The sequence below is a fragment of the Achromobacter sp. GD03932 genome (assembly GCF_029839485.1).
Lineage (GTDB): Bacteria > Pseudomonadota > Gammaproteobacteria > Burkholderiales > Burkholderiaceae_B > Achromobacter > Achromobacter bronchisepticus_A.
Genome location: NZ_JAOCAT010000035.1, coordinates 17468 through 39920 on the forward strand (window position 1 = coordinate 17468; position 22453 = coordinate 39920).

The window sequence follows — 22453 nt, forward strand, 5'->3', positions numbered from 1 at the left end:
AACGGGAACAAAGCCCCCAGCGCGTGTGCGACTGGGGGCTTTGTCCATGGGCCGGAGGTGCGGTCCGTGTGGCGGCACCATTTCCCGGCGCCTATGACAATCAGGGACAAAAGATGCCAGCCGCGCCGCACAGGCATAAAATAGCGGATTGCCTACCCCCTCCCGCACACAGGATCCCGCGCCATGAACGCACGCATCCCCGAAGACGCTCTTCCTCCCACCCTGGACCCGAAGGCCTTGCAGGCTTTCGTCGACGAAAAATGGGACAACGAGATCATCCCGGCGCTGACCGACTACATCGCCATCCCGGCCAAGAGCCCGGCTTTCGACGCGGACTGGGAAAAGAACGCTTTCATCGAGCGCGTGGTGCGCGACGCCGCGCAGTGGGTCGAGGCACAGAAGGTCTCGGGCCTGAAGCTGGAAGTGGTGCGCCTGCCGGGCCGCACGCCCGTCATCTTCTTTGACGCGCCCGCCACCCGCAGCGACAACGGCGACACCGTGCTGCTGTACGGCCACCTGGACAAGCAGCCCGAATTCTCGGGCTGGCGCGCCGGCCTCGGCCCCTGGACCCCCAAGCTCGAAGACGGCAAGCTCTACGGCCGCGGTGGCGCCGATGACGGCTATGCCGTGTACGCCTCGCTGACCGCCATCATGGCGCTGGACAAGCAAGGCATTCCGCGCCCGCGCTGCGTGGGCATCGTCGAAACCTGTGAGGAATCCGGCAGCTACGACCTGCTGCCCTACGTGGACGCGCTGCGCGACCGCCTGGGCAACGTGGCCCTGGTGGTGTGCCTGGACTCGGGCGCCGGCAACTACGACCAGCTCTGGATGACGACTTCGCTGCGCGGCATGGTGTCGGGCACGCTGGAAGTGCAGGTGCTGGACGAAGGCGTGCACTCGGGCGACTCCAGCGGCGTGGTGCCGTCCTCGTTCCGCATCCTGCGCCATCTGCTGGACCGCCTGGAAGACAGCGGCACCGGCCGCCTGCTGCCGCAGAGCCTGCATTGCGAGATCCCCGCCGAACGCGTGGAACAAGTGCACGCCACCGCGCGCATCCTGGGCGACGAAGTCTGGCGCCGTTTCCCCTGGAGCTGCGGCGCCGACGGCGGCTTCGTGCTGCCCATGACGACCGAACCCGAACAGGCGCTGCTGAACCGCACCTGGCGTCCGACGCTGTCGGTGACCGGCGCCGAAGGCCTGCCGCCGCTGTCCAGCGCCGGCAACGTGCTGCGTCCGCGCACGGCCTTCAAGCTGTCGCTGCGCCTGCCGCCGCTGATCGACGCCGTGGCTGCCTCGCAAGAAATCAAGGCGCTGCTGGAAGCCGACGCGCCCTATAACGCCAAGGTGATCTTCAAGGCCAACGAAGGCGCCGCCACCGGCTGGAACGCCCCGGCCTCCGCGCCCTGGCTGACCCAGGCGCTGGACGCGGCCTCGCAGCAGTACTACGGCGCGTCCTGCGGCTATATCGGCCAGGGCGGCACCATTCCGCTGATGAGCATCCTGCAGAAGGGCTTCCCCAAGGCCCAGTTCATGGTCTGCGGCGTGTTGGGCCCCAAGTCCAACGCCCACGGCCCCAATGAATTCCTGCACGTGCCCTACGGCAAGAAACTGACCGCAGCCGTGGCCCAGACCATGGCCGCCATGCCGGCCGCGTAAGCGGCGGCGACGCTCTTCAAAGCGCGGGCCGCAACGCCCGCGCTTTTCTTTTTTCCAGGACGGACACCCATGATTTCCACTTCCGACGCCTATGCCAACGTGGTCGCTGAGACCAAGCACTGGCTGAACCAGGCCGTGATCGGCCTGAACCTCTGTCCCTTCGCCAAGGCGGTGCAGGTCAAGGACCAGATCCGCTTTGCCGTCAGCGACGCCACCGACGCCGAAGGCGTACTCACCGACCTGCAGGACGAACTGGCGCTGCTGGCCGAGACCGATCCGGAAAAGATCGACACCACGCTGCTGATCATCCCCGACGCGCTGGACGACTTCATGGACTTCAATGACTTCGAAGACCTGTCCGACCGTCTGCTCAAGCGCATGCGCCTGGTGGGCGAGCTGCAGGTGGCGACCTTCCATCCGCAGTTCCAGTTCGCCGACACGCAGCCGGACGACATCGAGAACTACACCAACCGGTCGCCGTACCCGATCCTGCACCTGTTGCGCGAAGACAGCATCGACCGCGCGGTGGAGTCCTTCCCGGATGCCGCCGAAATCTACGAGAAGAACATCGATACGATGAAGCGGCTGGGGCTGGAAGGCTGGAAGAAGCTGATGACCAAGGCCTGACGCCATCGGATCGCATACCAAATACCGCTGCTCGGAATAAAGTGCTCATCGTCTCCTGGTAAGCCTCGGGATATCCCTAGATAGCCCGTCCGCGGTATTGCATACAACATACTGACGCCGTGACAGCTCGCCGTAAGGTGAGCGGCCCGTGCGTCCTTTCCCTTCGATTGCTTTGCCCCGCGGCCTCTCCCGGGCGCGGGGGCGTTGTCCTTGCCTGGAGAGTTGTATGCGATTTACCCGCCGCCATGCCCTGGGCGCGCTCGCCGCGCTGCCTCTGATCTCGCGCCCCGCCTGGGCCCAGAACACTTTTCCGACCCGCCCCGTGCGCCTGCTGGTGGGCTTTGCCCCTGGCGGGCTGACCGATATCGCGGCGCGCGCCCTGGCCGAGCGCATGGGCAAGACCTTGAAGCAGAGCGTGGTGGTGGAAAACCGTCCCGGCGGCCAGGCCATCATCGCCACGGTGGCGGTGGCGCGCGCCGAGCCCGATGGCTACACGCTGGGCTTTGCCGGCACCAATGGCATGATCCTGAACCCCTTGCTCTACAACAACCTGCCTTACCAGCCATCGGACTTCAAGCAGCTGGGCTCCATGGGCAAGTCGCCGATGCTGCTGATCGTGCATCCCGAGCTGGGAGTGAAGAACGTGCAGGAATTCATCGCGCTGGCCAAGAAGAAGCCGGGCGACATCACCTGCGCGCACGCCGGCCGCGGCGTGATCAACCACCTGGCGCTGCTGCACTTCCAGTCCAAGACCGGCACCCAGTTCCAGGACGTGCCCTACAAGGGCAGCGGTCCCGCGCTGCTGGACCTGATGGCAGGCACGGTGCAGAGCACTTTCGACTTCCCGACCTCGGCGCTGCCCAACATCAAGTCGGGCAAGTTGCAGGTGTTGGCGGTGACCTCCGACAAGCGTCTCTCCAGCCTGCCGGACGTCCCGACCATGAAGGAGGCTGGCCTGGACGGCTTCGAACTCTATACCCGCATGATGATCTCGGGCCCGGCCGCCATGCCGGCGCCGGTAGTCGCGGCGCTGGAGAACGCCGTGCGCGAAGGCACGCGCGATCCCAGCCTGGTGCAGCAGTTCGCGGACCAGGGCGTGACCGTGGAGTTCACTTCGTCGGCCGACCTGGACAAGGTCATCGCCGACGAGTCCGCCATGTGGGCCCAGGTCATCAAGGCCAACGGCGTGCCCAAGACCGACCTGAAGAGCTAAGGAGCCACCGTGGCAGAACAACCCAGCATCACCGTCAGCCCGGAACGCGCCCTGATCGACGTGGCGCGCGAGATCCGCGTGAGCGGCTTTCCGGCCTATGCCTTCATCACCGTCACGGCGAGCATGACGATGTGCGGCGCGCCATGGCGCTCGCAAGCCGTATTCGTGGCCGGCCACGACGGCAGCCTGGACCTGGCCCGCGATTGTCCCGTGTCCGGCAGCTATGCCGAGCCCGCGGCCATGGGCATCGTCTGGTCCATGGCTTGCGAGGACGTGGCCAGCGTGGTGTTCCCGCCGGACCGGACCGAGCCGCTCGTCATTCGCATCGAAGCCAGCGACGGCCGCCAGTCCGCCGCGGCGACCCTGGTGCAGGAATTCCAGGCCGAAGGCGTCACGCACCGCAGCGTGCGCGAGCAGGTTGGCGGCATGACGCTGTCGGGTGAACTCTATACGCCCGCCGGCCCCGGCCCGCACCCGCTGGTGATCTACATGAACGGCTCGTCCGGCGGCGTCAACGCGCCGCGCGCGGCGCTGTTCGCGTCCCGTGGCTACCAGTGCCTGGCGCTGGCCATCTTCAACTACGAGGGCCGCCCCAAGTACCTGAACGACATGCCGCTGGAGTACTTCGAGCATGTGTTGCGCTGGGCCCGCACGGAGCTTACGCCGCGCGACGGCTTCGTGGCCTTGTCCGGCATCAGCCGCGGGGGCGAGACCTCGCTGCTGGTGGCTTCGCATTACCCGGACTTGGTCAGCGCGGTGGTCGCCTACGTGCCGTCGCCGGTCATGCATGGCGTGGTCAGCGCCGGCGCGCCCGGCACCGGCCGCGACGCGCAGGTCTGGACCAAGGGCGGCGAACCGCTGCCGCATCTGTGGCAGGACAACACCAGCGCCAACTGGGACGCCGCCTACGCGTCCCAGCCGCCGTACCGCCAGACGCATGCCTTCCTCAGCGCCACGCGCGACAGCGCGGCGTTCGAGCGCGCCCGCATTCCGGTCGAGAACTATCCCGGCCCGGTGCTGCTGGTCAGCGCGTCGGACGACGGCTTCTGGCCCAGCACCGCCTACTCGGAAATCGTCATGCGGCGGCGCCAGGAACATGGCTTGCCCACGTTCCACCACGTCTGCATGGGCGCGGGCCATCACGTGCACTATCCCTGCCTGCCCGCGACCCTGATTAGCAAGCCGCACGCCATGTCCGGCCTGCTGCTGGACGCGGGCGGCACGCCCAGCGCCAACGCGGCGGGCAACGAAGGCTCCTATCTGGCGGTGCTGGAGTTCCTGGGCAGGGTGGGGGGCGTGGCGAAGTAGGCGGCCAGGCGGGCGGCCGGGCTAGTCCGCCCGGCCGTCATCCGTTGCGCAGCTTCTGTTCCGACACGAACGCCGACCAGCGCTGCAGCTCGCCGCGTATCAGCCCGGCGAACTCGGCCGGGGTGTTGGCCTGGGCGGCTTCCATGCCCAGGCCGGCAAGCTTTTCGCGCACCTCGGCGTCGGCCAGGATGGTCTGCATGGCGCCGTTCCATTTGGCGATCAGGTCAGGCGGCGTGCCCGCGGGCGCGACGATTCCCTCCCATTCCTTCAGATTGAATGCAGGCACCCCGGCCTCGGCCAGCGTGGGCACGCCGGGCAGGGCGGCCATGCCGCCATCGCGCGTGACGGCGAGGGCGCGCAGCTTGCCGGACTGCGCCAGCGGCACCGCGACGGATGCGGTGGCGAACATGGTCTGCACGTAGCCGCCCATCAGCGCCTGCGCCGCTTCCGCCGGCCCCTTGAACGGCACGTGCAGCATGTCTATGCCGGCCGCCTGGCAGAAGGCCGCGCCCAGCAGATGGGCAGGCGAACCATTGCCGCCGGAACCGTAGCTGAGCTTGCCGGGCTGGCGCTTCGCCTGTTCGACCAGGCCGCGGACGTCGGCGTATTCGCTGCCCGGCGCCACCAGCAGGGCGTTGTACAGCCAGACCAGATTCGCGATCGGCGCGAAGTCGCCATCCGTGCGGTACGACACCTTGCCGAACAGCGCCGGCAGCACGGTATGCGTCAGGAACATGATGCCCACGGTATAGCCGTCGGGCGCGCTGCGCGCGACCGCGTCCAGCCCTATCATGCCGGTCGCGCCGGGCCGGTTCTCGACCACCACCGGCTGGCCCCACAGGCGCTGCAGCCTTTCGCCGATCACGCGCGCCAGCACGTCGGGCGGGCTGGCCGCGGGCAGCGGCACAATGATGCGTACGGGCTTGTCCGGGTACGCGGCGCGGGCGGCCCAGGGCAGGTTACAGGCCAGGGCGCCGGACAGGCCCTTCAGTAGCGTGCGGCGGCGCATGGTTCAGGCCGCGGACGAGACAGGCGGCATGAAGATCACGTCATACTCCGGCGCCACCGCAACGACCTCCGCCGGACTCGACATGTTGTGGATACGCCGGTAGAGCTCCAGCAGCTTGCCCGCGGGCGCGGCCCAGAACAGCGCGGTGGCGGCGACGCCGGAATTGTTGAAGAAGGCATGCGGCACGCCACGGGGCATGCGCACCAGGTCGCCGGGGCCGGCCGAGGTCTTCTTGCCATCGAGCAGCAGGTCGATGCGGCCGTCCAGCACGAAGATGTACTCGTCCTGATTGGGATGCACGTGCGGCGGCACGAAGCTCTCTTCCGGAAACGTGGCGTGCCAGGAAATGCTGTCCAGGCTGACCTGCTTGGGCACGTACACCTGGCCCAGGATGTTCCAGGAGACGCCGTCCAGGCCGGCCTGGGCGCGGGTGATGTCGGGGGTTTCGAGAATCATGCTGCACTCCTCAGGATTGCGACAGCCGATCCAGCGTCGGCTTCACGAGCGGGTTGGATGATGCGAAACGGGGCTTGAACGTCTGCCTGGCGCGGGCCAGGTCGGCTTCGTCCCAGTAGCCGATCAGGATGCCGCCTTCGGAAATGCGCGGCTGGACTTCAATCGACTCGATGGTGCCGTCGGCCACCGTGGCGCGCTGGCGCGGCTGGCGGGCCCAGCGGAACAGCAGGTCCTCCATGCGCTTGCGCACCGCCTCGTGCGCGGGCGAGGCGCCCAGGTCGACGAATTCGTTCGGGTCTTCCTGCAGGTCGTACAGCATTGGCCGGTAGCCTTCGGCCAGCACGTATTTCCAGCGTTCATCGCGCACCATGCGCAGCCAGGCCTGGCGCGCGGGCGTGCCCAGCGCGATGCGCGAATCCTGGAAGGCGTAGTCGTACTCGCAGATGACGTGATCGCGCCAATCCGGCGGCGTCTGGCCGAACAGCAGGGGCCGCAGCGAACGGCCGTCCATGATGTGCGGCACCGGCACGCCGCCGCAGGCCTCAAGGAAGGTGGGCGCCAGGTCTATCGCCTCGACCATGGCGGCGCAGCGCGTGCCGCGGGCGGCGTCGGCGCGCGGATCCGGGTCATAGACAATCAGCGGCGCGCGGATGACGGGTTCATGGAACAGGTCCTTTTCCCCCATCCAGTGGTCGCCCAGATAGTCGCCGTGATCGGACGTGAACACGATCATGGTGTTGTCGAACAGGCCGCGCGCCTCCATGAAGCGGAACAGCGCGCCGAGTTGGTCGTCGATCTGCTTGATCAGCCCCATGTAGCCGGGCATGACCGCCTCGCGCACGCCAGGCTCGGAGAAGGTCGCCGACACGCGATGCTGCATCATCGCCGCATACACCGGATGCGGGTCGGCGCGTTCGGCCTCCGATCGCACCACCTCCAGCGCGTCCTGCGCGCTGTACATGCCGGCGTAGGGCGCCGGCGCCAGATACGGCCAGTGCGGCTTGATGTAGGACAGGTGCAGGCACCAGGGCTGCTCGCCCGCCTCGGTGATGAAGTCCATCGCGCGGCGCGTGATGTAGGGCGTTTCCGAATGCTCGTCGGGCACGCGCGCGGGCAGGTTGGAATACTTCAGGAACCAGCCCGAGCGCACCCTGCCGTCCGTGTCGACCGCCGAATTGGCCCAGCTTTCCCAGGGGTTGTCGCCGCCATAACCCTGTGCGCGCAGATAGTCGTTGTAGCGCGGGTCCGGATCGTGGCCCGAATAGGGATGGATGCCGTCGTCGCGTTCGTAGGCGTCGAAGCCGCATTCGGCAATGCGGCGGCCAATGACGGAGGCAGGGTCTATGCCCAGCCGCGACATACCCGCCGTGTCGGCGCGCATGTGGGTCTTGCCCACCAGCACCGAGCGCACGCCCAAGGGCCGCAGATGGTCGCCTATGGTCATCTCGCCGGCCTTCAGCGGCACGAAGTTCCAGCTGGCCCCGTGCGCATGCACGTAGCGTCCGGTGTAGTAGCTCATGCGCGACGGGCCGCAAACGGGCGACTGCACGAACGCCCGGTCGAAGATCACGCCGCGCGCGGCCAGCGCGTCCAGATTCGGGGTCTTCAGCCTGGGGTGGCCAAAACAGGAAAGATGGTCGTAGCGCAGCTGGTCGCACATGATGAAGAGAATGTTCTTCACGCCTCGGGTCATGCTAGGCTCCTGTCTCCGATGGGGCATGCAGGAATTCTATCGACGGCCTGCGCGCGCATCCCTTGAATTGTTTTGATGTCGATTACCCCAGGTAATCGGCCGGAGAGGCGGTTTGCGACTCCAGCATCTGAACCTGTTGCTCACCCTGGCCCGGACCGGCAGCATGCGCGCCGCCGCGCAGGTGCTGAACGTGTCGCAGCCGGCGTTGACCAAGTCGCTGCGCCAGCTGGAAGAAGAGGTCGGCGCCGAGCTCGTGGTGCGTACGCCCAAGGGCGTGCGGCTGGCGCAGGCAGGCGAGATCCTCGCGGCACGCGCCGCGGTCGTCATGCGCGAAATCGAAAAGGCCCGCGAAGACCTGGCCTGGCACCTGCGCGGCGCCGAAGCCCAGGTGACCTTGGGCGTATCGCCCGCCGCCGCGATCCTGCTGGCGCCGGGCGCGGTGGCGCGCTATGGCGCGCGCTGGCCGCAGGTGCGGCTGCGCGTGCGCGACACGCTGTATCCGCAGGCGCTGGAGCGCATCCGTTCCGGCGAGCTGGACATGGCGCTGGGGCCGCTGCCCGAAGCGGGCGGCGGCGGCGACCTGGCCGTGCAGCCGCTGTTCGAAAGCCAGTCGGTCATCGTCGCGCGGGCATCGCATCCGCTGGCAGGCGCGCGGCGTCTGGGCGAGCTGGCCGAGGCGGCCTGGGTGCTGACGGGGCCGGCGCAGGGGCCGGGCGATCCCAGGGCGCTGTATGCCGACGAAACGCAGGCGCGCGCGTTGCACCTGCAGCTCGAATGCGAGTCTTTTTCCACGCTGCTGGCGTTGATGCCGCAGCTGGACCTGATCGGCATCATGCCCCAGGGGTTCCTGGACCGCTACGGGCCGACGTTGGGCCTGGTGCGGCTGGCCATCGCCGATCCCTTGCCCAAGACCGTCATCTATGTGACGCACCGCGCCGATGCGCCGCTGACCGTGCCGGCGCGCCGCCTGCTGGACGCGCTGCTGGGCGAGGCCGCGCAGCTGGCTGCCCACCCCTGAGCCGTAACGGATCGGTCCAAAAGGTTGAGGCGCGCCGCAGACGCCATGCCAGCGGCGTAAGCCTCAATATCTTTGACGGTTGGCCATGCGCGGCCTTATTTTTTTGGATTCCTGCCGAGGCGCAATCCACGCCGCCTCGACATTCTCCAAGGCGACATCATGGTGATTGCAACGACAGTCCTGGTGGTGGGCGCCGGTCCGGCGGGCCTGCTCACCGCCGCCGAGCTGCAACGGCGCGGCGTCCAATGCCTGTTGATCGATGCGCACGAGCGGCCGCTGGAATGGGACCGCGCAACCGTGGTCCACCCCCGCTCGCTGGAGATCTTCGACTCGCTGGGCATCGTCGAGCCGCTGCTGGCCGCGGGCGTGAAGCAGCGCGGCGCGCGCATCCATGCCGACGGCAAGGTGCTGGGCGAGATCGACCTGGACCTTTGCGGCAGCCGCTACCCCTACAACATCGGGATTTCGGAAGAGGTCACCGAGTCCATCCTCGCCGATTATCTGGCCAGCCACGGCGGCAGCGTGCAGCGGGCCAGCAAGCTGGTGGACCTGCAGGAACGGCCGGACGGCATGCTGGCCAGGATCGAACGGCTGGACGGCGATATCGAAGTGCTGGCCGAGTGGGTGATAGGCTGCGACGGCCACCACAGCACGGTGCGCGAGCTGGCCGGCATCGAACAGGACGGCCACGACATCAGCCAGCCTTGGGCGGTGTTCGATGCCGCAATCAGCGGCTGGCCCGAGATTTTCGAGGCCAACTACGCCTACCTGGACCGGATCCCGGTGATCCTGACGGCGCTGCCGGGCCAGCGCTGGCGCGTGTACCTGCGGCCCAGCGCCGAAGATTCAGATCTGGTGGCCGATGCCTTGTCCACGTTGCGGCGCTATCTGCCCCAGGCCAATTTCGAAGACGTGGCCCACCCGGCGCGCTTCCGTTGCTACACCAAAGTCGCGCGGCAATTCCGGGCCGGCCGCATCCTGCTGGCCGGGGACGCCGCGCATACCTGCAGCCCGGCCCAGGGCCATGGCATGAATAGCGGCCTGCACGACGCCGTCAACCTGGCCTGGAAGCTTGCGCTGGTCTGCGGCGGGCAGTGTTCGGATTGGCTGCTCGACAGCTACCAGGCGGAGCGCCGGCCGGCCGCGCAGCGCGTGCTGGCATCGGGCGACGAGGCCGAGAGCGCCCAATTGGCCACGGACCCCGACGTGCTGCGCGAGCGCAATGCCGCCATCCGCAAAGCCTTCGAGGACGGCGCCTCGCAGCATCACGAGGCGGTGGCCGAGGCGGAGCTGGACATCGACTACCGCGATTCGCCCATCGTCATGGGAGACCGGCACGACCCGGTTTCGCCCGGCCAGCGGCTGCCGGACCAGATCCCGATCCGCCTTGCGGCGGGCGGCGCGGGGATGCTGCACGAACGCACCCACCGCAAGGGCCATACGGTCTTCATCCTGGGCGGCCCGCGGACGTCCGCGGACGCGCTCGCCCAGGTCCGCGCCGCAATCGAACCGCTATCCGACGGCGCCATCATCGAGGCCGTGGTCGCCTTGACGGCGAACGGCGATATCGGCGGCGTGGACGGTTATCTGGATCTCTCGATGGCCGGCAGGCTGGGCGTGCGGCATATCCTGGTGCTGGCGGTCAGGGCGGACGGCCATGTCGGGCTGCGCTCGGAAGAGCGCCACGCGGAGACCCTGGGGGCTTACGTAGCGCGGCTGCGCATGCCTGCGCCGGTCTCCTGATCGGGGGCGGGCGCTTGCGCCACGCCCGGCACGCCGCGCCGGATGTTGCGCGAGAATTCGGCCGCGTCCACGGTGGCGCGGGCGCGCTGCGTGTAATGGCCCGCCTGCCGGTAGGCCTGCGGACTGTCCGCGCCTGCGAGGGCGTCCAGGCGGTACAGGTACTCGGGCAGATAACCGGAGAACAGCACGCGGTAGTCGAGCGGCAGCCCCGGCACGATCTGGTCGGCCAACCGGTACACGATGGTGGTGCAGTTGCCCGTCAGCGTGTTGTAGAAGCGCGGCTTGTCCGCCAACCGGGTGGCGGTGTCCACATAGGACAGGAACAGCTTGCGGGCTGCGCCCTCTGGCATGTGCACGCGGTACAGATAGCCTTCCTCGCCGCGCACATTGGTGCGCACGCGCAGGCTGTCTTCCTCGGTCGAGGCCAGCACGGACAGCTCGTACTGGCGGAAGAAGCCGCCGATTTCCGAGAACTCGTCGTGCAGCTTGCGGCGGATCTCCACCGAGAACACCACGTATTGGCCGTCGCTGAAGCCGAACGACACCAGGGCGTGGGCGATGGCGGGCCGGCCCCAATAGGACAGCGCCAGGTCCACCGAGGCGAGGCGCGACAGATCGTAGCGGCGGGTCTCCCAACGCACGTCGTAGTCCGTGCGCGTGCGCCAGTCGAAATTGCGCACGTTACGCAAGGTGACGATGTCGCCCTCGATGGTGCCTTGCGTCTGGCGCTCCACTTCCGGCATCCACTGACGGTCGTTGGACGGACGCACGCCCAGCCGCCACCAGGCCAACAGCGCCAGCAGCAGAACGCTGAACAGCCAGGCAGGCCAGGACTCTCCGATGGACAGTCCGACCAGCGCGGCGGCCGCGAGCGCGAGCCATGCCGCCGGCAGGACGGCGCGCGCGCGGCCGGGGAACGGAGACTGGAACCAGAGCGCCGCCGCGCCCCAGGCCGCGCCGGCCACGATGGCCACTCCGCCTACGATCTGCGCAATCATGGCGTCTTCATGCGCGTTGCGGGGCCGTCATTGCGCCCCTTGCGAGGATTCGGCCTGCTCCGCGTTGCGGGCCTGCGCCTTGCGGTCCTGCTTGCGCCAGCCCGCGCGCATGCGGGCGATCTGGCGCAGCGCGTCCTGCGACATCTTCCACCAGCCGAACGGGCGCGGGTCGGCCAGCATGCTGAGCGCGCGCGCATAGTCCAGGGTGAGGCCCGGGGTCCAGGCCATGGTCAGCGCGCGCTTGCGGATCTGCGCGGCCACCCACAGTTCAGGCGTCAGCAAGAGGCGCAGCAGCACGCGCCATCCTGCCTTCGGGCCATGCAGGCGTCCCACCACGCCGTCCAGCGCCGCTTCCAGCGCGCTGGACACCGAACTGGAGCAGTTGCGGTGCGTCAGGTTGTAGATCTCGGTCTTGCGGTACTCGTTCCAGAAGGCCTGCAGCTTGGCCGCGTCGTAGTTGCGGATGCGCACTCGCATCGTGGACGGCGTCCAGGCCTTGGATTCGGTGGCGTAGTCGGGCTGGTACACGCCTGGCACGTTGTTCTCGGCCGTGGCGCGCAGCAGAGTGCCGAACTGTTCCGGAGAGTGGTCGATCTCCCGGGCCGGATACAGGCTGATGTACACGCCTTCGGGCGATTCCAGCGCGGCGTGGCCGGTCGACACCACGCCGTTGATGTCGACGGCGGCGATGTAGCGATTGACCACGGGGTAGTTGCGCGTCTCGGTCTTGGCCGAGCCCGACGGCGTCCAGACGTGGACGGTCAGCGCGCGCTCGGATTCCAGCGGGGGACCGTCGAACACCGTCTGTGCGGGCGCGTCGGCGCGCGTCGGCATGAAGTCCGGATGCGGATTGACGTCCAGCGCCGGGTTGGAGTCCAGGTGGCGGACACGGCGCGCCAGCGACAGCAGCCGCAGCCCTGTGAACGCCAGGAACAGGCCCAGGCAGTATGGCACCGTGCCGACGTAATGGGTCGGGTAGGGCTGGAAAAAGAAAATGGCCAGCAGGATTTCCGCCACGCCCGAGGCGAAGACATAGCGCCAGCGCTCGTAGCGCACCACGTAGGCGGCGGTGCACTGGATCAGGCCGTCCACCAGGAACATGAGGCCGAACAGCATGGATAGCGCGAAATGCCCGTGATGGTGGCCGATCAGGACCAGGCTGCCGGCCGTCAGCACGATGGCGCCCTTGGCATAGCGCAGCACCCGCTGCCCGCCCACGCCGGACTTGGCGATCATCAGCGTGGCCACGCCTTCGATGACCAGCAGCGCCGCGAAGAAGTTCAGCGGGAAATAGACGGCGTTGTCGAGCGCGTCGATGAACAGCGTGGCGCCTGTAATGCAAAGCAGGCCGCCGATGATATACAGCCCGCGGGCGCGCTTGCGCAGATAGTCCACGCCCAGCAGCAGCAAAACCAGATTGGCCATTGCGCTTGATCCTCCTCTTCCGTGACCCCGTTACGGTGCTAGAAATTTGGTTTGCTAACCAAGTTAACAAATTTTCCGGCAGCTATGCAGGTATTCTTCCTGACGCATCCGTCTGCGATCTTTCCCGGGACATGGCATGAACACCAAGACCAGCCGCGCAACAAAAGAGGCAACGCAAGAGACACCCTCCAGCCTGATAGACGCCAGGATCCGCGAACTGGACGACTGGCGCGGCCAGACGCTCGCGCGGGTCAGGGCCATCATCAGGCAGGCCGATCCCGGCGTGGTAGAGGAATGGAAGTGGCGGGTGCCGGTGTGGTCGCGCGACGGCATTATCTGCACTGGCGAAACCTATAAAGGCGCCGTGAAACTGACCTTCGCCAAGGGTGCGGCGCTGGAGGACCCCACCGGGCTGTTCAACGCCAGCCTGGACGGCAACACGCGGCGCGCCATCGATATCCGCCAGGGTGAAACCCTGGACGAAACGGCCCTGGCTGCGCTGATCCGCGCCGCGGTGCGCCTGAATGCGGCGGGGAAATCGGCAGGCGCGAAAAAATAGCTCGCGCCTGAGGTTCAGGGCAACAGCCCGGCCTCCCGCAACAGCGGCTCCTCATACTCGGAGCCTTCCGCCGGATATCGCAGGTCCGCAAGCTTGCCGGCCTTGGCCAGCGCCCAGACGATGCTTTCGCCGGCGGGCAGCGTGTCGGGCGCCTGGGCGTACAGCGGATCTTCAAATGCGGCGCTCGCCGGGGCGATCGTCCAGCCCTGGGCGTTCAGCGCCGCAATCACGTCCGGCAGGGCTGCCGCATTGAGCTGGTTGGTGTGCAGCAGCATGACATGCTTGGGGCTGCGGCCCAGCACCTCGCGGGCCAGCCCGTCGTAATAGGCCGCCCGGTCCAGCAAATGGCGGACATACCGCTGTTTCACGCGCTGGGCCCGGGCGGTGTCGCCCGCCTTCATGTGATCGGCATAGACGCGGCTGTAGTACCAGTCGCTGGCATCTATGGAGACCAGCCCGTTCCTGTAGCGGTTCTGCGCCATCCAGTCCCGCATGCCGTCCCGCTTGGCTTGCGTATCGCCTTCTTTCAGGTACGGGAACCGCAGCATCGGCACGAAGGTAGGCAGGCTCCGCAGGGCGGCATCGGCGCTTTTTACATCGGCAATGAACGCTTCCAGCGACACCTTGGGGTCGGCAAGGCTGCGGTGGCTGGCCGTATGGTTGCCAACCCAATGTCCCGCCCTCGACCATTGCGCCACCAGCGCGAGCCCGTCGGCGCCACCTATGCTGCGCAACGCGGGAAACAGCGCGGACTGGATCCCGTGCTTCTGCAAGGCCTCCAGCAGTTGGGAATTCCATAGCGCGGCCTGGGGCTGCTTATCGGGATCGAGTCCGTCGTCAAAGGTCAGGGCCACGGTCTGGGCGGAGCACCACGACGCCCATAGAGAGAAGCCGACGGCAAAAATGCGGCGTAGGGAAAAGCGGGAAGCCATGCAGGGAAGCAAACCTCGGATGTCGTTGCCACGCACGCCAGGAATTCCACCCTGGCGTCCCGTGCCCCGGCGGATGCCGGGGCATCAGGATAGCAGCCAGGGCAAACGGGCGCGCCGATCATGTCAGACCCCCGCCGGCCTGATGTTCTGGTTGTGCCGGAACAGGTTGTGCGGGTCGTAGCGGGTCTTGGCCTGGACCAGCCGGTCGAAGTTCGGGCCGTAGGCCGCGCCCAGCCGCTCCGGTTCGTCCTGCGTCAGGAAGTTCACGTACACGCCTCCTTGCGCATAAGGCTCGGTGGTGCGGAACAGCGTCCGGGCCCAGGCGATGCAGCGCTCGTCTTCTTCCGGAAAGTCCCAGCGTCCGTGCACGTTCATGGCGAATTGCGCCGCACGGTGCGGATAGGCCATGGCGGACACCGGCACCTGCGCGGCCACGCCGCCGATGTAGCCCAGGAAGATCTCGCATTGCGGCGACGGCAGGTTTTCCACCGCGGCGACAATGGCGTCGATCAGCCCGTCTTCCAGGCCCCCCAGATTGTGCGACTTCCAGTAGTTGCGGGCGCCGGGCGTAAGCAGCGGGTCGAAGGCCTTTTGCCAGGCGGTGTAGGGCATGGGGCCCAGATGCTCGCCATAAGGCGTGCCGAAGCCGCGCACCACTTCGACCGCGGCCGGACCTAGCGCCGGATCCCCTGAATAGCACATGGCGAAGGCGACCATGGGCTTGCCATGCACATCTTGAGGCAGGAAGGGCAGCGGCGGCGCCAGGCGCAGCACGGCCCAGACCGTCAGTTCCTGGGGCAGCGTCGCCAGCGCATCGCGGTACTTCGACAGCGCTTGCTTGCCCTGTTCCAGCGGCAGCACCACCAAGCCGCCATACACCTCGGGGCCGACCGGATGCAGCTGGAATTCGAACATCGTGACCACGCCGAAATTGCCGCCGCCGCCCCGGATCGCCCAGAACAGGTCCGGGTTGTCCTGCTCGCTGGCGTGCAGCAGCTTGCCGTCCGCGGTGATGACGTCGGCCGAGAGCAGGTTGTCGATGGTCATGCCGAACCTGCGGGTCAGCCAGCCGAAGCCGCCGCCCAGCGTCAACCCGGCCACGCCGGTGGTGGAATTCACGCCCAGCGGCGTGGCCAGGCCATAGGCCTGGGCTTCGTGGTCGAAATCGGCCAGCGTGGCGCCGGGCTCCACATAGGCCCGGGCGCGCAAGGGATCGACGCGCACCGACTTCATCGGCGACAGGTCGATCATCATGCCGTCGTCGCAGACCGCGGTGCCAGCGATGTTGTGGCCCGCGCCGCGCACGGACAGGACCAGGCCGTTGTTGCGCGCGAAATCCACGGCGCGGCGCACGTCGGCCGCGCCCGCGCATCGGAAGATCACCGCCGGCCGGCGGTCTATCATCGCGTTCCAGATCTTGCGGGCGTCGTCGTAGCCGGGGTCGCCCGGGCAGAGGACCTGGCCTCGGGCCGAGGCTTTCAGATCATCCAGGGCGCTATCGGAAAGTTTGCTCATCACACACCTCCTTGAAGGTGCTGCTTCGTGAACAACCTCTGAAACTGGGGCCTGCGTAGCAGGCCCTGGCCGCCTATGGGTTCGGGCGCGGCATGGGAGACGCCTCCTGGGTAGAGGGCCATGACCCGGAAAGGGCGGCGCGCCGCGCCGGGAGCCGGTCGGCCCGCTCCCGTTTTGCGCGCCGTGGCGTGCGTATCTGGAAAGCTTACTCCTCGCTGGTCCATTCCACCTGCACGCCGAGGCTGCGCAGGTTTTCGACGAAGCGCGGATGGGCGCGGCGGATCGGCGTGGCGTTGCGGATTTCCGAACGGCCGTCGATGCTGCTGGCGATCATGAAGAGGGCGATGGCGACGCGGATGATGTAGGGGCTTTCGACCACTGCAGGCGTCAGCGGCCGGCCGCCGAACGTGATCAGGCGGTGCGGATCGGACGAAAACACGTGCGCGCCGAACTTGGACAGTTCGCCGGCCCAGCCCAGCGCGCCGTCGTAGACCTTGTTCCAGAACATGGCATTGCCTTCGGCGCACACGCCCAGCGCGATGAAGATGGGCAGCAGGTCCACCGGGAAATAGGGCCACGGCGCCGCCTCGACCTTGGTCAGCACATTGCTGGTGAAGGGCGTCTGCACCTTCAGCGGGCCCGAGCGCAGCGCGCGCGACCAGCCGTTCTCGTGCACGATCTGCACGCCGAACTTGGCGAAGGTGCGGTCGATCAGCGGGAAGTTCGCGGGCGTGCTGTTGCGCACCACCACGTCGCCGCCCGTGATCGCGCCCAGCGCGAGAAAGGTGGTGATCTCGTGGAAGTCTTCCTCGAAGGTGAATTCGCCGCCGCCCAGGCGGGCGCCGCCGCGCACCGTCAGCCGCGAGGTGCCGATGCCGTCGATGTCCGCGCCCATCATCGCCATGAAACGGCAGAACTCCTGCACGTGCGGCTCGGAGGCGGCGTTGGTGAGCGTCGACTCGCCCTGCGCGGCGGCGGCGCACAGCACGAAGTTCTCGGTGGTCGTCACCGAGGCATAGTCCAGCCAGTGGTGGGTCGGCTTCAGGGGACCGCTGCTGCGGACCAGCAGCGAGCCGCTGGCGCGCTCCACTTCGCCGCCGAAGGAGCGGAAGATGTCCACGTGCGGGTCGATCTCGCGCACGCCCAGGGTGCAGCCCTTGACGTTGTCTTCCAGCCGCGCCACGCCGAAGCGGGCCAGCAGCGGCGGCACCAGCATGATGGACGAGCGCATTTCCTCGGGCAGCCGGTGGCGCGCGGCGTCGAAGGCGGTGTCGCGGTGGTGCAGGTCCAGGGTGCGGGTGGACTCGTCCAGCCGCACCTCGCTGCCCAGGGTGCGGAAGATGTCCAGGATCTTGCGCACGTCGGTGATGTCGGGCACGCCGTGCAGCCGCAGCGGCTGGTCCGTCAGCAGGGTGGCGCACAGCACCGGCAGGACCGCGTTCTTGTTGGCCGAAGGGATGACGCGGCCGCGCAATGGGGTGCCGCCGTGGACGATGAGGTTGGACATGGAGCGAGTAGGACGAAAAGAAAGAGGGAGGGGAGCCGCCAAGGCTCCCGGTAAATTCACACTGTAAGGGGGCGTGGCACCCGTGTCATGCCGGCTTGGCGGCGCCGGGGCCGGGATTCTTGCGGATCAGCACCCAGCCGCCTATGGTCAGTGCCAGGCCGGCCCCCAAATAAGGCAAGCCGAAAATCAGCGCCCAGAAAAACAGCGCCGTATAGGCGTCGTTGGCCGCCTGCTTGCCGCCGGTGGCCGGATTGAAGATGCCGGGTTCCATTGCAAGCAGGGCGCCGAGCAGGTTCAGCAGGACGGCCAGGCCGAGCATGGCGCAGCCCCAGCCGATCAGGCGGCGGAAATTGGGAATGCGGACCAGCGCCGCGACGAGCGCCAAGCCTATCAGCAGCGACACGATGCCCGTCGTGATCAGCATTTTGTCCAGCGCTGCCATGTAGGCAAGCCCAGTCAAGTCCGCCAGCCCGAACGCGTGCTGCATGACCGGATTGACGACGCCGCCGCTGGCCCAGGCGACGAGCAGGCCGAACGCGATGCAGGTGAGCCACTTGGTCAGGGCAGAGGGCATGCGGGAGTCCTGTTCATAATGCGGTGCAGCGAGAATACTGCGGATTGCTGCTGACGATTGAGACCGGCGGTAACCGCGATCCGGGCAAGGCGCCGCCGCCTAGGGCCGGCGCCGCATTCTTTCCTGGTGCAGCAGCCTGACCTGTTCGGCGAACTCCGGCACCGGTCCTTCGACGGGAATGCCGTCCACGACCTCGGCGATGGCCAGCGGCCGCACCTTGGACGTGGGGGCGACACCCCATTCCCGCAGCCATTCACGGTATTGCGCGGAGGAGCTGGCATAGACGATGCGGCCCAATCCGACCCAGCCATGCGCCGACGCGCACATGGAGCAGTGTTCGCCCGAGGTATAGACGGTGCAGGCGGCGCGCTCGGCCGCCGGCACATTGCTGGCGGCCCAACGCGCGATCTCGAATTCCGGATGCCGCGTGCGGTCGCCGCCGGAGACGTGGTTGTGGTCTTCGAACAGGACCACGCCGTCGGGCGAGACCAGGACCGAGCCGAAGGGCTCGTCGCCAGCTTCCAGCGCCTGTCTGGCGAGTTCGATACAGCGCGCCAGGTGCTTCTTGTCCGTTTCTGTAATCATGCGAGCCTCCTTGTGTATGCCGCGCGGCGCGTGGGGACCGGCGGCTGTGGGTGGGGAGGCCGCCGGCATGCATCCGCAAGCATAGCCTTGTTGCAGGCTGGCTCAGTAATACACGTCCACGTAGTCCGTCAGCCCGCCGCAGGCTTCCATCTGCTGCAGGCGCCAGTACTTGCGCTTGCCGGTCGCGCGGAACTCGAATTCGCCGTTGCGCTCGCAGCGCCGGCCCTTGTCCGGCGCGTCCAGGATCAGGATCGTGCCGCGGAAGATGAAGCGGTCGCTGGCGATGGAGACGATATCGCCCTTGATCTTCAGCGTGCCTTCGTGGTTGGCCTGAGTGCCCTCGATGCGGACCACGTCGTTTTCATCCGTCGCGGTCAGGTGGCCGCGCTGGGCGGACCAGAGCCATTGCAGCGTGATGCCGCTGTTGTTCATCAGGCGCTCGTAGGCGGCCTGGTTCTGGATGTCGGTCTTCTGCGCCGAACCCGAGGGCGCGGCCGCGGCCGGAGCCGCAGCGGTCGGGGCAGAAGCGCCTTGATGCGCCCTCACTTGGGCCGCAGCCATCGTCGGCACAGCCGCGGCCATGGCCAGGCTTGCCGCCAGCAGCAGGCTGGACATCCGCTTTTTTCCCAGGGCGATGGGGGTGTCGCGCTCGAGGTTCTTGTGCATGGTTCTCGTCAAGTAAGGGTAGGAGGGCGCGGCCGCCCGGTCCGGGCAACCTGACGGGGACGCCGCCAGGGATGCGCCTGGGCCGAGGGTCGGCGGGCGCATAACTTAGCATGGTCATCGGACCCCGATAATTGCTGTTGTTTGAGCTTGTGTATCCATTGGTTATTTGCATTACCAATGAATACCGCCAGACGCCGCGCCAGTCCATGCCCCCCGCCCACTCACTGTTTGGCGGCTGCGCTCTGCGCCCGGAAGGCGGCTTCGCCCGCATCGGAAATCTCGACCCATTTCCTGTCGGGCGCGGCGTCCGGCACATAGCTGTCGTGCCAGTTCCACCACTTGTAGGTCGGCGTCTGCGGATAGCCCTCGGGCGAATCCTCCCAGGCTTCCTGGCGCCCCAGCGGCGTGATGTCCAGGTAGTTCCAGGTGCCGCCCATCTGCTCGTCGCCGCGGTTGTTGAGGAAGTAGGTGCGGAAAATGCGGCCGCCGTCGCGATAGAACACATTGGTGCCATGCCACTCGTCTACGCCGAAGTCGGCATCGAAGCCGTCGGTCAGCGTGTACCAGGGCATTTTCCAGTCCATCTGCGCTTTCAAGCGCGCGATGTCCGCCTGCGGCGCGCGGGAAACAAAGACCAGCGTGGTGTCGCGGGCGTTCAGGTGCGCCAGATGAGCGACCTGGTCCGCCACCATGGAGCAGCCGCGGCAGGCATGTTCCGGCCAGCCGTACACGCCCGGTTCGAAAAAGGCGCGGTAGACGATCAGTTGGCGGCGGCCGTCGAACAGGTCGGGCAGGGAGAGCGTGCCCGAGGGTCCCTCGAACACATAGGTCTTGGCCACTTCCGTCCAAGGCATGCGCCGGCGTTCGGCGGCCAGCGCGTCGCGGGCGCGGGTGTGGGCTTTTTCCTTGACCAGCAACTGCTGGCGGGCGGTTTCCCAGTCCTGGGGCGAGACGACCGGGGGCGTGCGCATGGGGATGCCATTGCTTGATGCAGTCATGATTTCCTACCTCCTTATCGCGGGCCGGCGCCCTGGCGCAAGGGTCTGCGCGCAGACTGGCTGCTCGGTGGCCTGGAAACAGTCTGGCATCGCAGGGCAGAGAGGGGGGAGTAACAAATCCGGCGCAATTCCGCCGGCGGCCGGCTCAGAAACTTACCGCCAAGCCCACCGAGAAGCCCGACACGTTGTTGCCGAACACATAGCGGCCCACCAGCCGGGTGCGGGTGATGATCATGTTGTAGGCGCTGGAGTCCAGCTCAAGGCCGGCGCCCACCGAGGTCAGCCGGTCGAAGCCCAGGATGCCGCGCTGGTCGCCAAGGAACTCCGAGTGCGTCAGTTCCAGCACGTAGCGCAGCGGCCGTTGCAGCATGACGAATCCCGTGGGGGCGCGGTAGCGCGCCCACAGATTGGCCGATTGCGCCGTGGCATGGCCTTGCACGGCCGCGGAGCTGTCGAAGCTCTGCAGGCGCAGGTCCGAATAGCGCAGCTCCACGTCGACCTCGTAGCCGGGTCGGTAGTGCTCGTAATCCAACATGAGCGAGCCGCCCAGGCCGTAGGCGTTGAGCGAACCCTTGTCCAGGAAATCGATGTCCTTGCCAGTCTGGCGTCCCACATACCAGCTGGCCGCGCGCAGGTCGCTGGTGACATTGCCCAGCGCGAAATTGAAGATGGGGCGCAGTTTCAGCTCGTCCGTGAGCTTGAAGTCCCAGCCGATGCCGCCGGTGGCGGATACGCTGTTCCACTTGGTGGGGACGGTGCGAGACTCCGCCCCTTGCGTGGCGACGAAAGTCGGATCGTAGCGGCTCCAGGCCAGCACGCCTTCAAGGTAGATGGGCACGGATTTGGAAATGGTGTCGCCGCCGCCCAGCTGCGACATGGAGAATTCGCTGGACCCGGAGACCGATCCAGTGCCGGCGCCGATGTTCAGGGCGCTGGTCGTGATGTCGGGCACGATGGAGAACGACATGATGGCCAGCACGCCGTTGGCGCGCTTCTGCAGATCGTCCTTGCTCAGGCGCAAGCCTTGCTGTGCCAGGGCGGGAGCAGCCGCTGCGCAGGCCAGCAGGGCAAGCAGCCAGCCCATATGTCGTTTCGCCATGCTCAGGGGCAGGGGCATGTCATCTCCGGAACGAATGCGTGTCCAATGGCGGCAGCCAGCCTTGGGGCGTCAGGCAATCTAGGGGGCGGTGGCGGCAGGCGGGTCAACCATGGATTGGCGCTGGGCTGCCAGCAGAGCGTCGCTCTGGTCGATGCGGATGGTTCCTATCCGCGGAAATTCGAAATCCACGATGATGTAGATCGCTGCCGTCATGACCACCGCATAGACCAGCTGGTGCAGCATGCTGTCGCGCTGGGCGACCGCCAGTTTGGATCCGATGAGGCAGGCGCACACCAGCGCCAGAAACACCAGGAACGCGTAGGTGGCGACGGGGGGATGGACCTTTTGCGCCACGGTCTGGGCGGTGGACACGTCGAACATGTCATTGACCGCGCCTATGTACGACGCCGCGAAGGGCGGCACGGTATTGCGGGCGGCGCTCATCGACGTGGTCCAGATTTCTTTCTGCAGCGCGCCTACCCGGCCTGCGATCGCTTCGCGCTGGCCCAGGTCGGAAACGTGACTGTAGTATTCGATGCGCCCGTCCACGTAGCGCCGGAACTGCTTGCGCAGCTTGGGCTGGTCCGTGGCATTGAGCATGTCGATCCGCAGCCAGGCCGTGCCGATGGCGTTGACCTCGAGCACCAGGAGGTTGCGGCGCTCGGCCATGCGCTGCGCCGCGCCCGAGAACGTGAAAGCCACCAGCAGGCCCAGCAGCGCGAACACGGACGCCTCGATGGCGGCGGCGCCGGCGCCGCTCTTGTCGTCGGCGCGATGGCCCAGGCGCTTGCCGATGCGCATCGCAAGCAGCAGCAGCGCGAAGAACAGGACCGCCAGACCCGCCAGCAGAAGGGAATAGTTCATCAGGTCAC

The 22453-nt window shown here is 67.2% G+C and carries 21 protein-coding genes; 7 read left to right on the forward strand and 14 right to left on the reverse strand.

Features of this window, described 5'->3' with window-relative positions:
• Positions 1-183: 183 nt before the first annotated feature.
• The 4 genes from N5C88_RS26415 (at position 184) to N5C88_RS26430 (ending at position 4804) form a co-directional block, all read left to right on the forward strand.
• Positions 184-1656, forward strand: a complete 1473-nt coding sequence (locus N5C88_RS26415) for a M20 family metallopeptidase (RefSeq protein ID WP_118932104.1) — start codon at positions 184-186, stop codon at positions 1654-1656.
• Positions 1657-1725: 69 nt separating this feature from the next.
• The gene (locus tag N5C88_RS26420; protein ID WP_059373378.1) at positions 1726-2283 is read left to right on the forward strand and encodes a DUF1415 domain-containing protein; all 558 of its coding nucleotides are present in this window, start codon (positions 1726-1728) and stop codon (positions 2281-2283) included.
• Between the two features lie 226 nt (positions 2284-2509).
• Complete coding sequence (locus N5C88_RS26425; protein WP_118932105.1) at positions 2510-3496, forward strand: tripartite tricarboxylate transporter substrate binding protein; 987 nt, start codon at positions 2510-2512, stop codon at positions 3494-3496.
• Positions 3497-3505: 9 nt separating this feature from the next.
• Positions 3506-4804, forward strand: coding sequence for an alpha/beta fold hydrolase (locus N5C88_RS26430; RefSeq protein ID WP_251881493.1), 1299 nt, complete (start codon positions 3506-3508; stop codon positions 4802-4804).
• Between the two features lie 37 nt (positions 4805-4841).
• Here the strand turns inward: N5C88_RS26430 and N5C88_RS26435 are convergent, their stop codons facing one another.
• From N5C88_RS26435 to N5C88_RS26445, 3 genes are read right to left on the reverse strand one after another with little or no spacing between them, the layout of a single operon-like run.
• Complete coding sequence (locus N5C88_RS26435; protein ID WP_280016543.1) at positions 4842-5813, reverse strand: tripartite tricarboxylate transporter substrate binding protein; 972 nt, start codon at positions 5811-5813, stop codon at positions 4842-4844.
• Between the two features lie 3 nt (positions 5814-5816).
• Positions 5817-6269 (reverse strand): cupin domain-containing protein, encoded by a 453-nt coding sequence (locus N5C88_RS26440; RefSeq protein WP_054456254.1) that lies wholly within the window; start codon positions 6267-6269, stop codon positions 5817-5819.
• Between the two features lie 10 nt (positions 6270-6279).
• Positions 6280-7962: an alkaline phosphatase family protein gene (locus N5C88_RS26445; RefSeq protein WP_280016544.1), complete on the reverse strand. Its 1683-nt coding sequence runs from the start codon at positions 7960-7962 to the stop codon at positions 6280-6282.
• A gap of 112 nt (positions 7963-8074) precedes the next feature.
• Between N5C88_RS26445 and N5C88_RS26450 the strand changes: the two genes are divergently transcribed.
• Positions 8075-8980 (forward strand): LysR substrate-binding domain-containing protein, encoded by a 906-nt coding sequence (locus N5C88_RS26450; RefSeq protein WP_059373363.1) that lies wholly within the window; start codon positions 8075-8077, stop codon positions 8978-8980.
• 159 nt (positions 8981-9139) lie between these two features.
• A complete protein-coding gene (locus N5C88_RS26455) occupies positions 9140-10723 on the forward strand; it encodes an FAD-dependent monooxygenase (protein WP_280016545.1) in 1584 nt (527 codons plus the stop codon).
• Here N5C88_RS26455 and N5C88_RS26460 read toward each other — a convergent pair.
• Positions 10684-11721 carry a DUF4105 domain-containing protein gene (locus tag N5C88_RS26460; RefSeq protein ID WP_280016546.1) on the reverse strand — a complete coding sequence of 346 codons (1038 nt, stop codon included), beginning with the start codon at positions 11719-11721 and terminating at the stop codon, positions 10684-10686. The genes N5C88_RS26455 and N5C88_RS26460 overlap by 40 nt on opposite strands.
• A 27-nt stretch (positions 11722-11748) precedes the next feature.
• Positions 11749-13146: a DUF308 domain-containing protein gene (locus N5C88_RS26465; RefSeq protein WP_280016547.1), complete on the reverse strand. Its 1398-nt coding sequence runs from the start codon at positions 13144-13146 to the stop codon at positions 11749-11751.
• A gap of 136 nt (positions 13147-13282) precedes the next feature.
• Between N5C88_RS26465 and N5C88_RS26470 the strand changes: the two genes are divergently transcribed.
• On the forward strand, positions 13283-13705 hold the full coding sequence (locus N5C88_RS26470; protein ID WP_059373355.1) for a DUF1801 domain-containing protein: 423 nt from the start codon (positions 13283-13285) through the stop codon (positions 13703-13705).
• A 14-nt stretch (positions 13706-13719) separates the two neighbouring features.
• On the opposite strand, the gene N5C88_RS26475 is transcribed toward N5C88_RS26470, so the two are convergent.
• The 9 genes from N5C88_RS26475 to N5C88_RS26515 form a co-directional block, all read right to left on the reverse strand.
• Positions 13720-14637 (reverse strand): polysaccharide deacetylase family protein, encoded by a 918-nt coding sequence (locus tag N5C88_RS26475; protein WP_118932113.1) that lies wholly within the window; start codon positions 14635-14637, stop codon positions 13720-13722.
• A 123-nt stretch (positions 14638-14760) separates the two neighbouring features.
• Complete coding sequence (locus tag N5C88_RS26480; RefSeq protein ID WP_280016548.1) at positions 14761-16152, reverse strand: FAD-binding oxidoreductase; 1392 nt, start codon at positions 16150-16152, stop codon at positions 14761-14763.
• Between the two features lie 205 nt (positions 16153-16357).
• Positions 16358-17659, reverse strand: a complete 1302-nt coding sequence (locus N5C88_RS26485) for a UDP-N-acetylglucosamine 1-carboxyvinyltransferase (RefSeq protein WP_059373348.1) — start codon at positions 17657-17659, stop codon at positions 16358-16360.
• A gap of 85 nt (positions 17660-17744) precedes the next feature.
• Positions 17745-18233 (reverse strand): hypothetical protein, encoded by a 489-nt coding sequence (locus N5C88_RS26490; RefSeq protein WP_280016549.1) that lies wholly within the window; start codon positions 18231-18233, stop codon positions 17745-17747.
• 99 nt (positions 18234-18332) lie between these two features.
• Positions 18333-18818: a nucleoside deaminase gene (locus tag N5C88_RS26495; RefSeq protein WP_280016550.1), complete on the reverse strand. Its 486-nt coding sequence runs from the start codon at positions 18816-18818 to the stop codon at positions 18333-18335.
• Positions 18819-18920: 102 nt separating this feature from the next.
• Positions 18921-19484 carry a hypothetical protein gene (locus N5C88_RS26500; RefSeq protein ID WP_118932117.1) on the reverse strand — a complete coding sequence of 188 codons (564 nt, stop codon included), beginning with the start codon at positions 19482-19484 and terminating at the stop codon, positions 18921-18923.
• Positions 19485-19705: 221 nt separating this feature from the next.
• Positions 19706-20482 (reverse strand): DUF899 domain-containing protein, encoded by a 777-nt coding sequence (locus tag N5C88_RS26505; protein ID WP_280016551.1) that lies wholly within the window; start codon positions 20480-20482, stop codon positions 19706-19708.
• Between the two features lie 145 nt (positions 20483-20627).
• Positions 20628-21566, reverse strand: a complete 939-nt coding sequence (locus N5C88_RS26510) for a hypothetical protein (RefSeq protein WP_223283259.1) — start codon at positions 21564-21566, stop codon at positions 20628-20630.
• A 93-nt stretch (positions 21567-21659) separates the two neighbouring features.
• Positions 21660-22445: a hypothetical protein gene (locus tag N5C88_RS26515; RefSeq protein WP_280016552.1), complete on the reverse strand. Its 786-nt coding sequence runs from the start codon at positions 22443-22445 to the stop codon at positions 21660-21662.
• Positions 22446-22453: the final 8 nt, after the last annotated feature.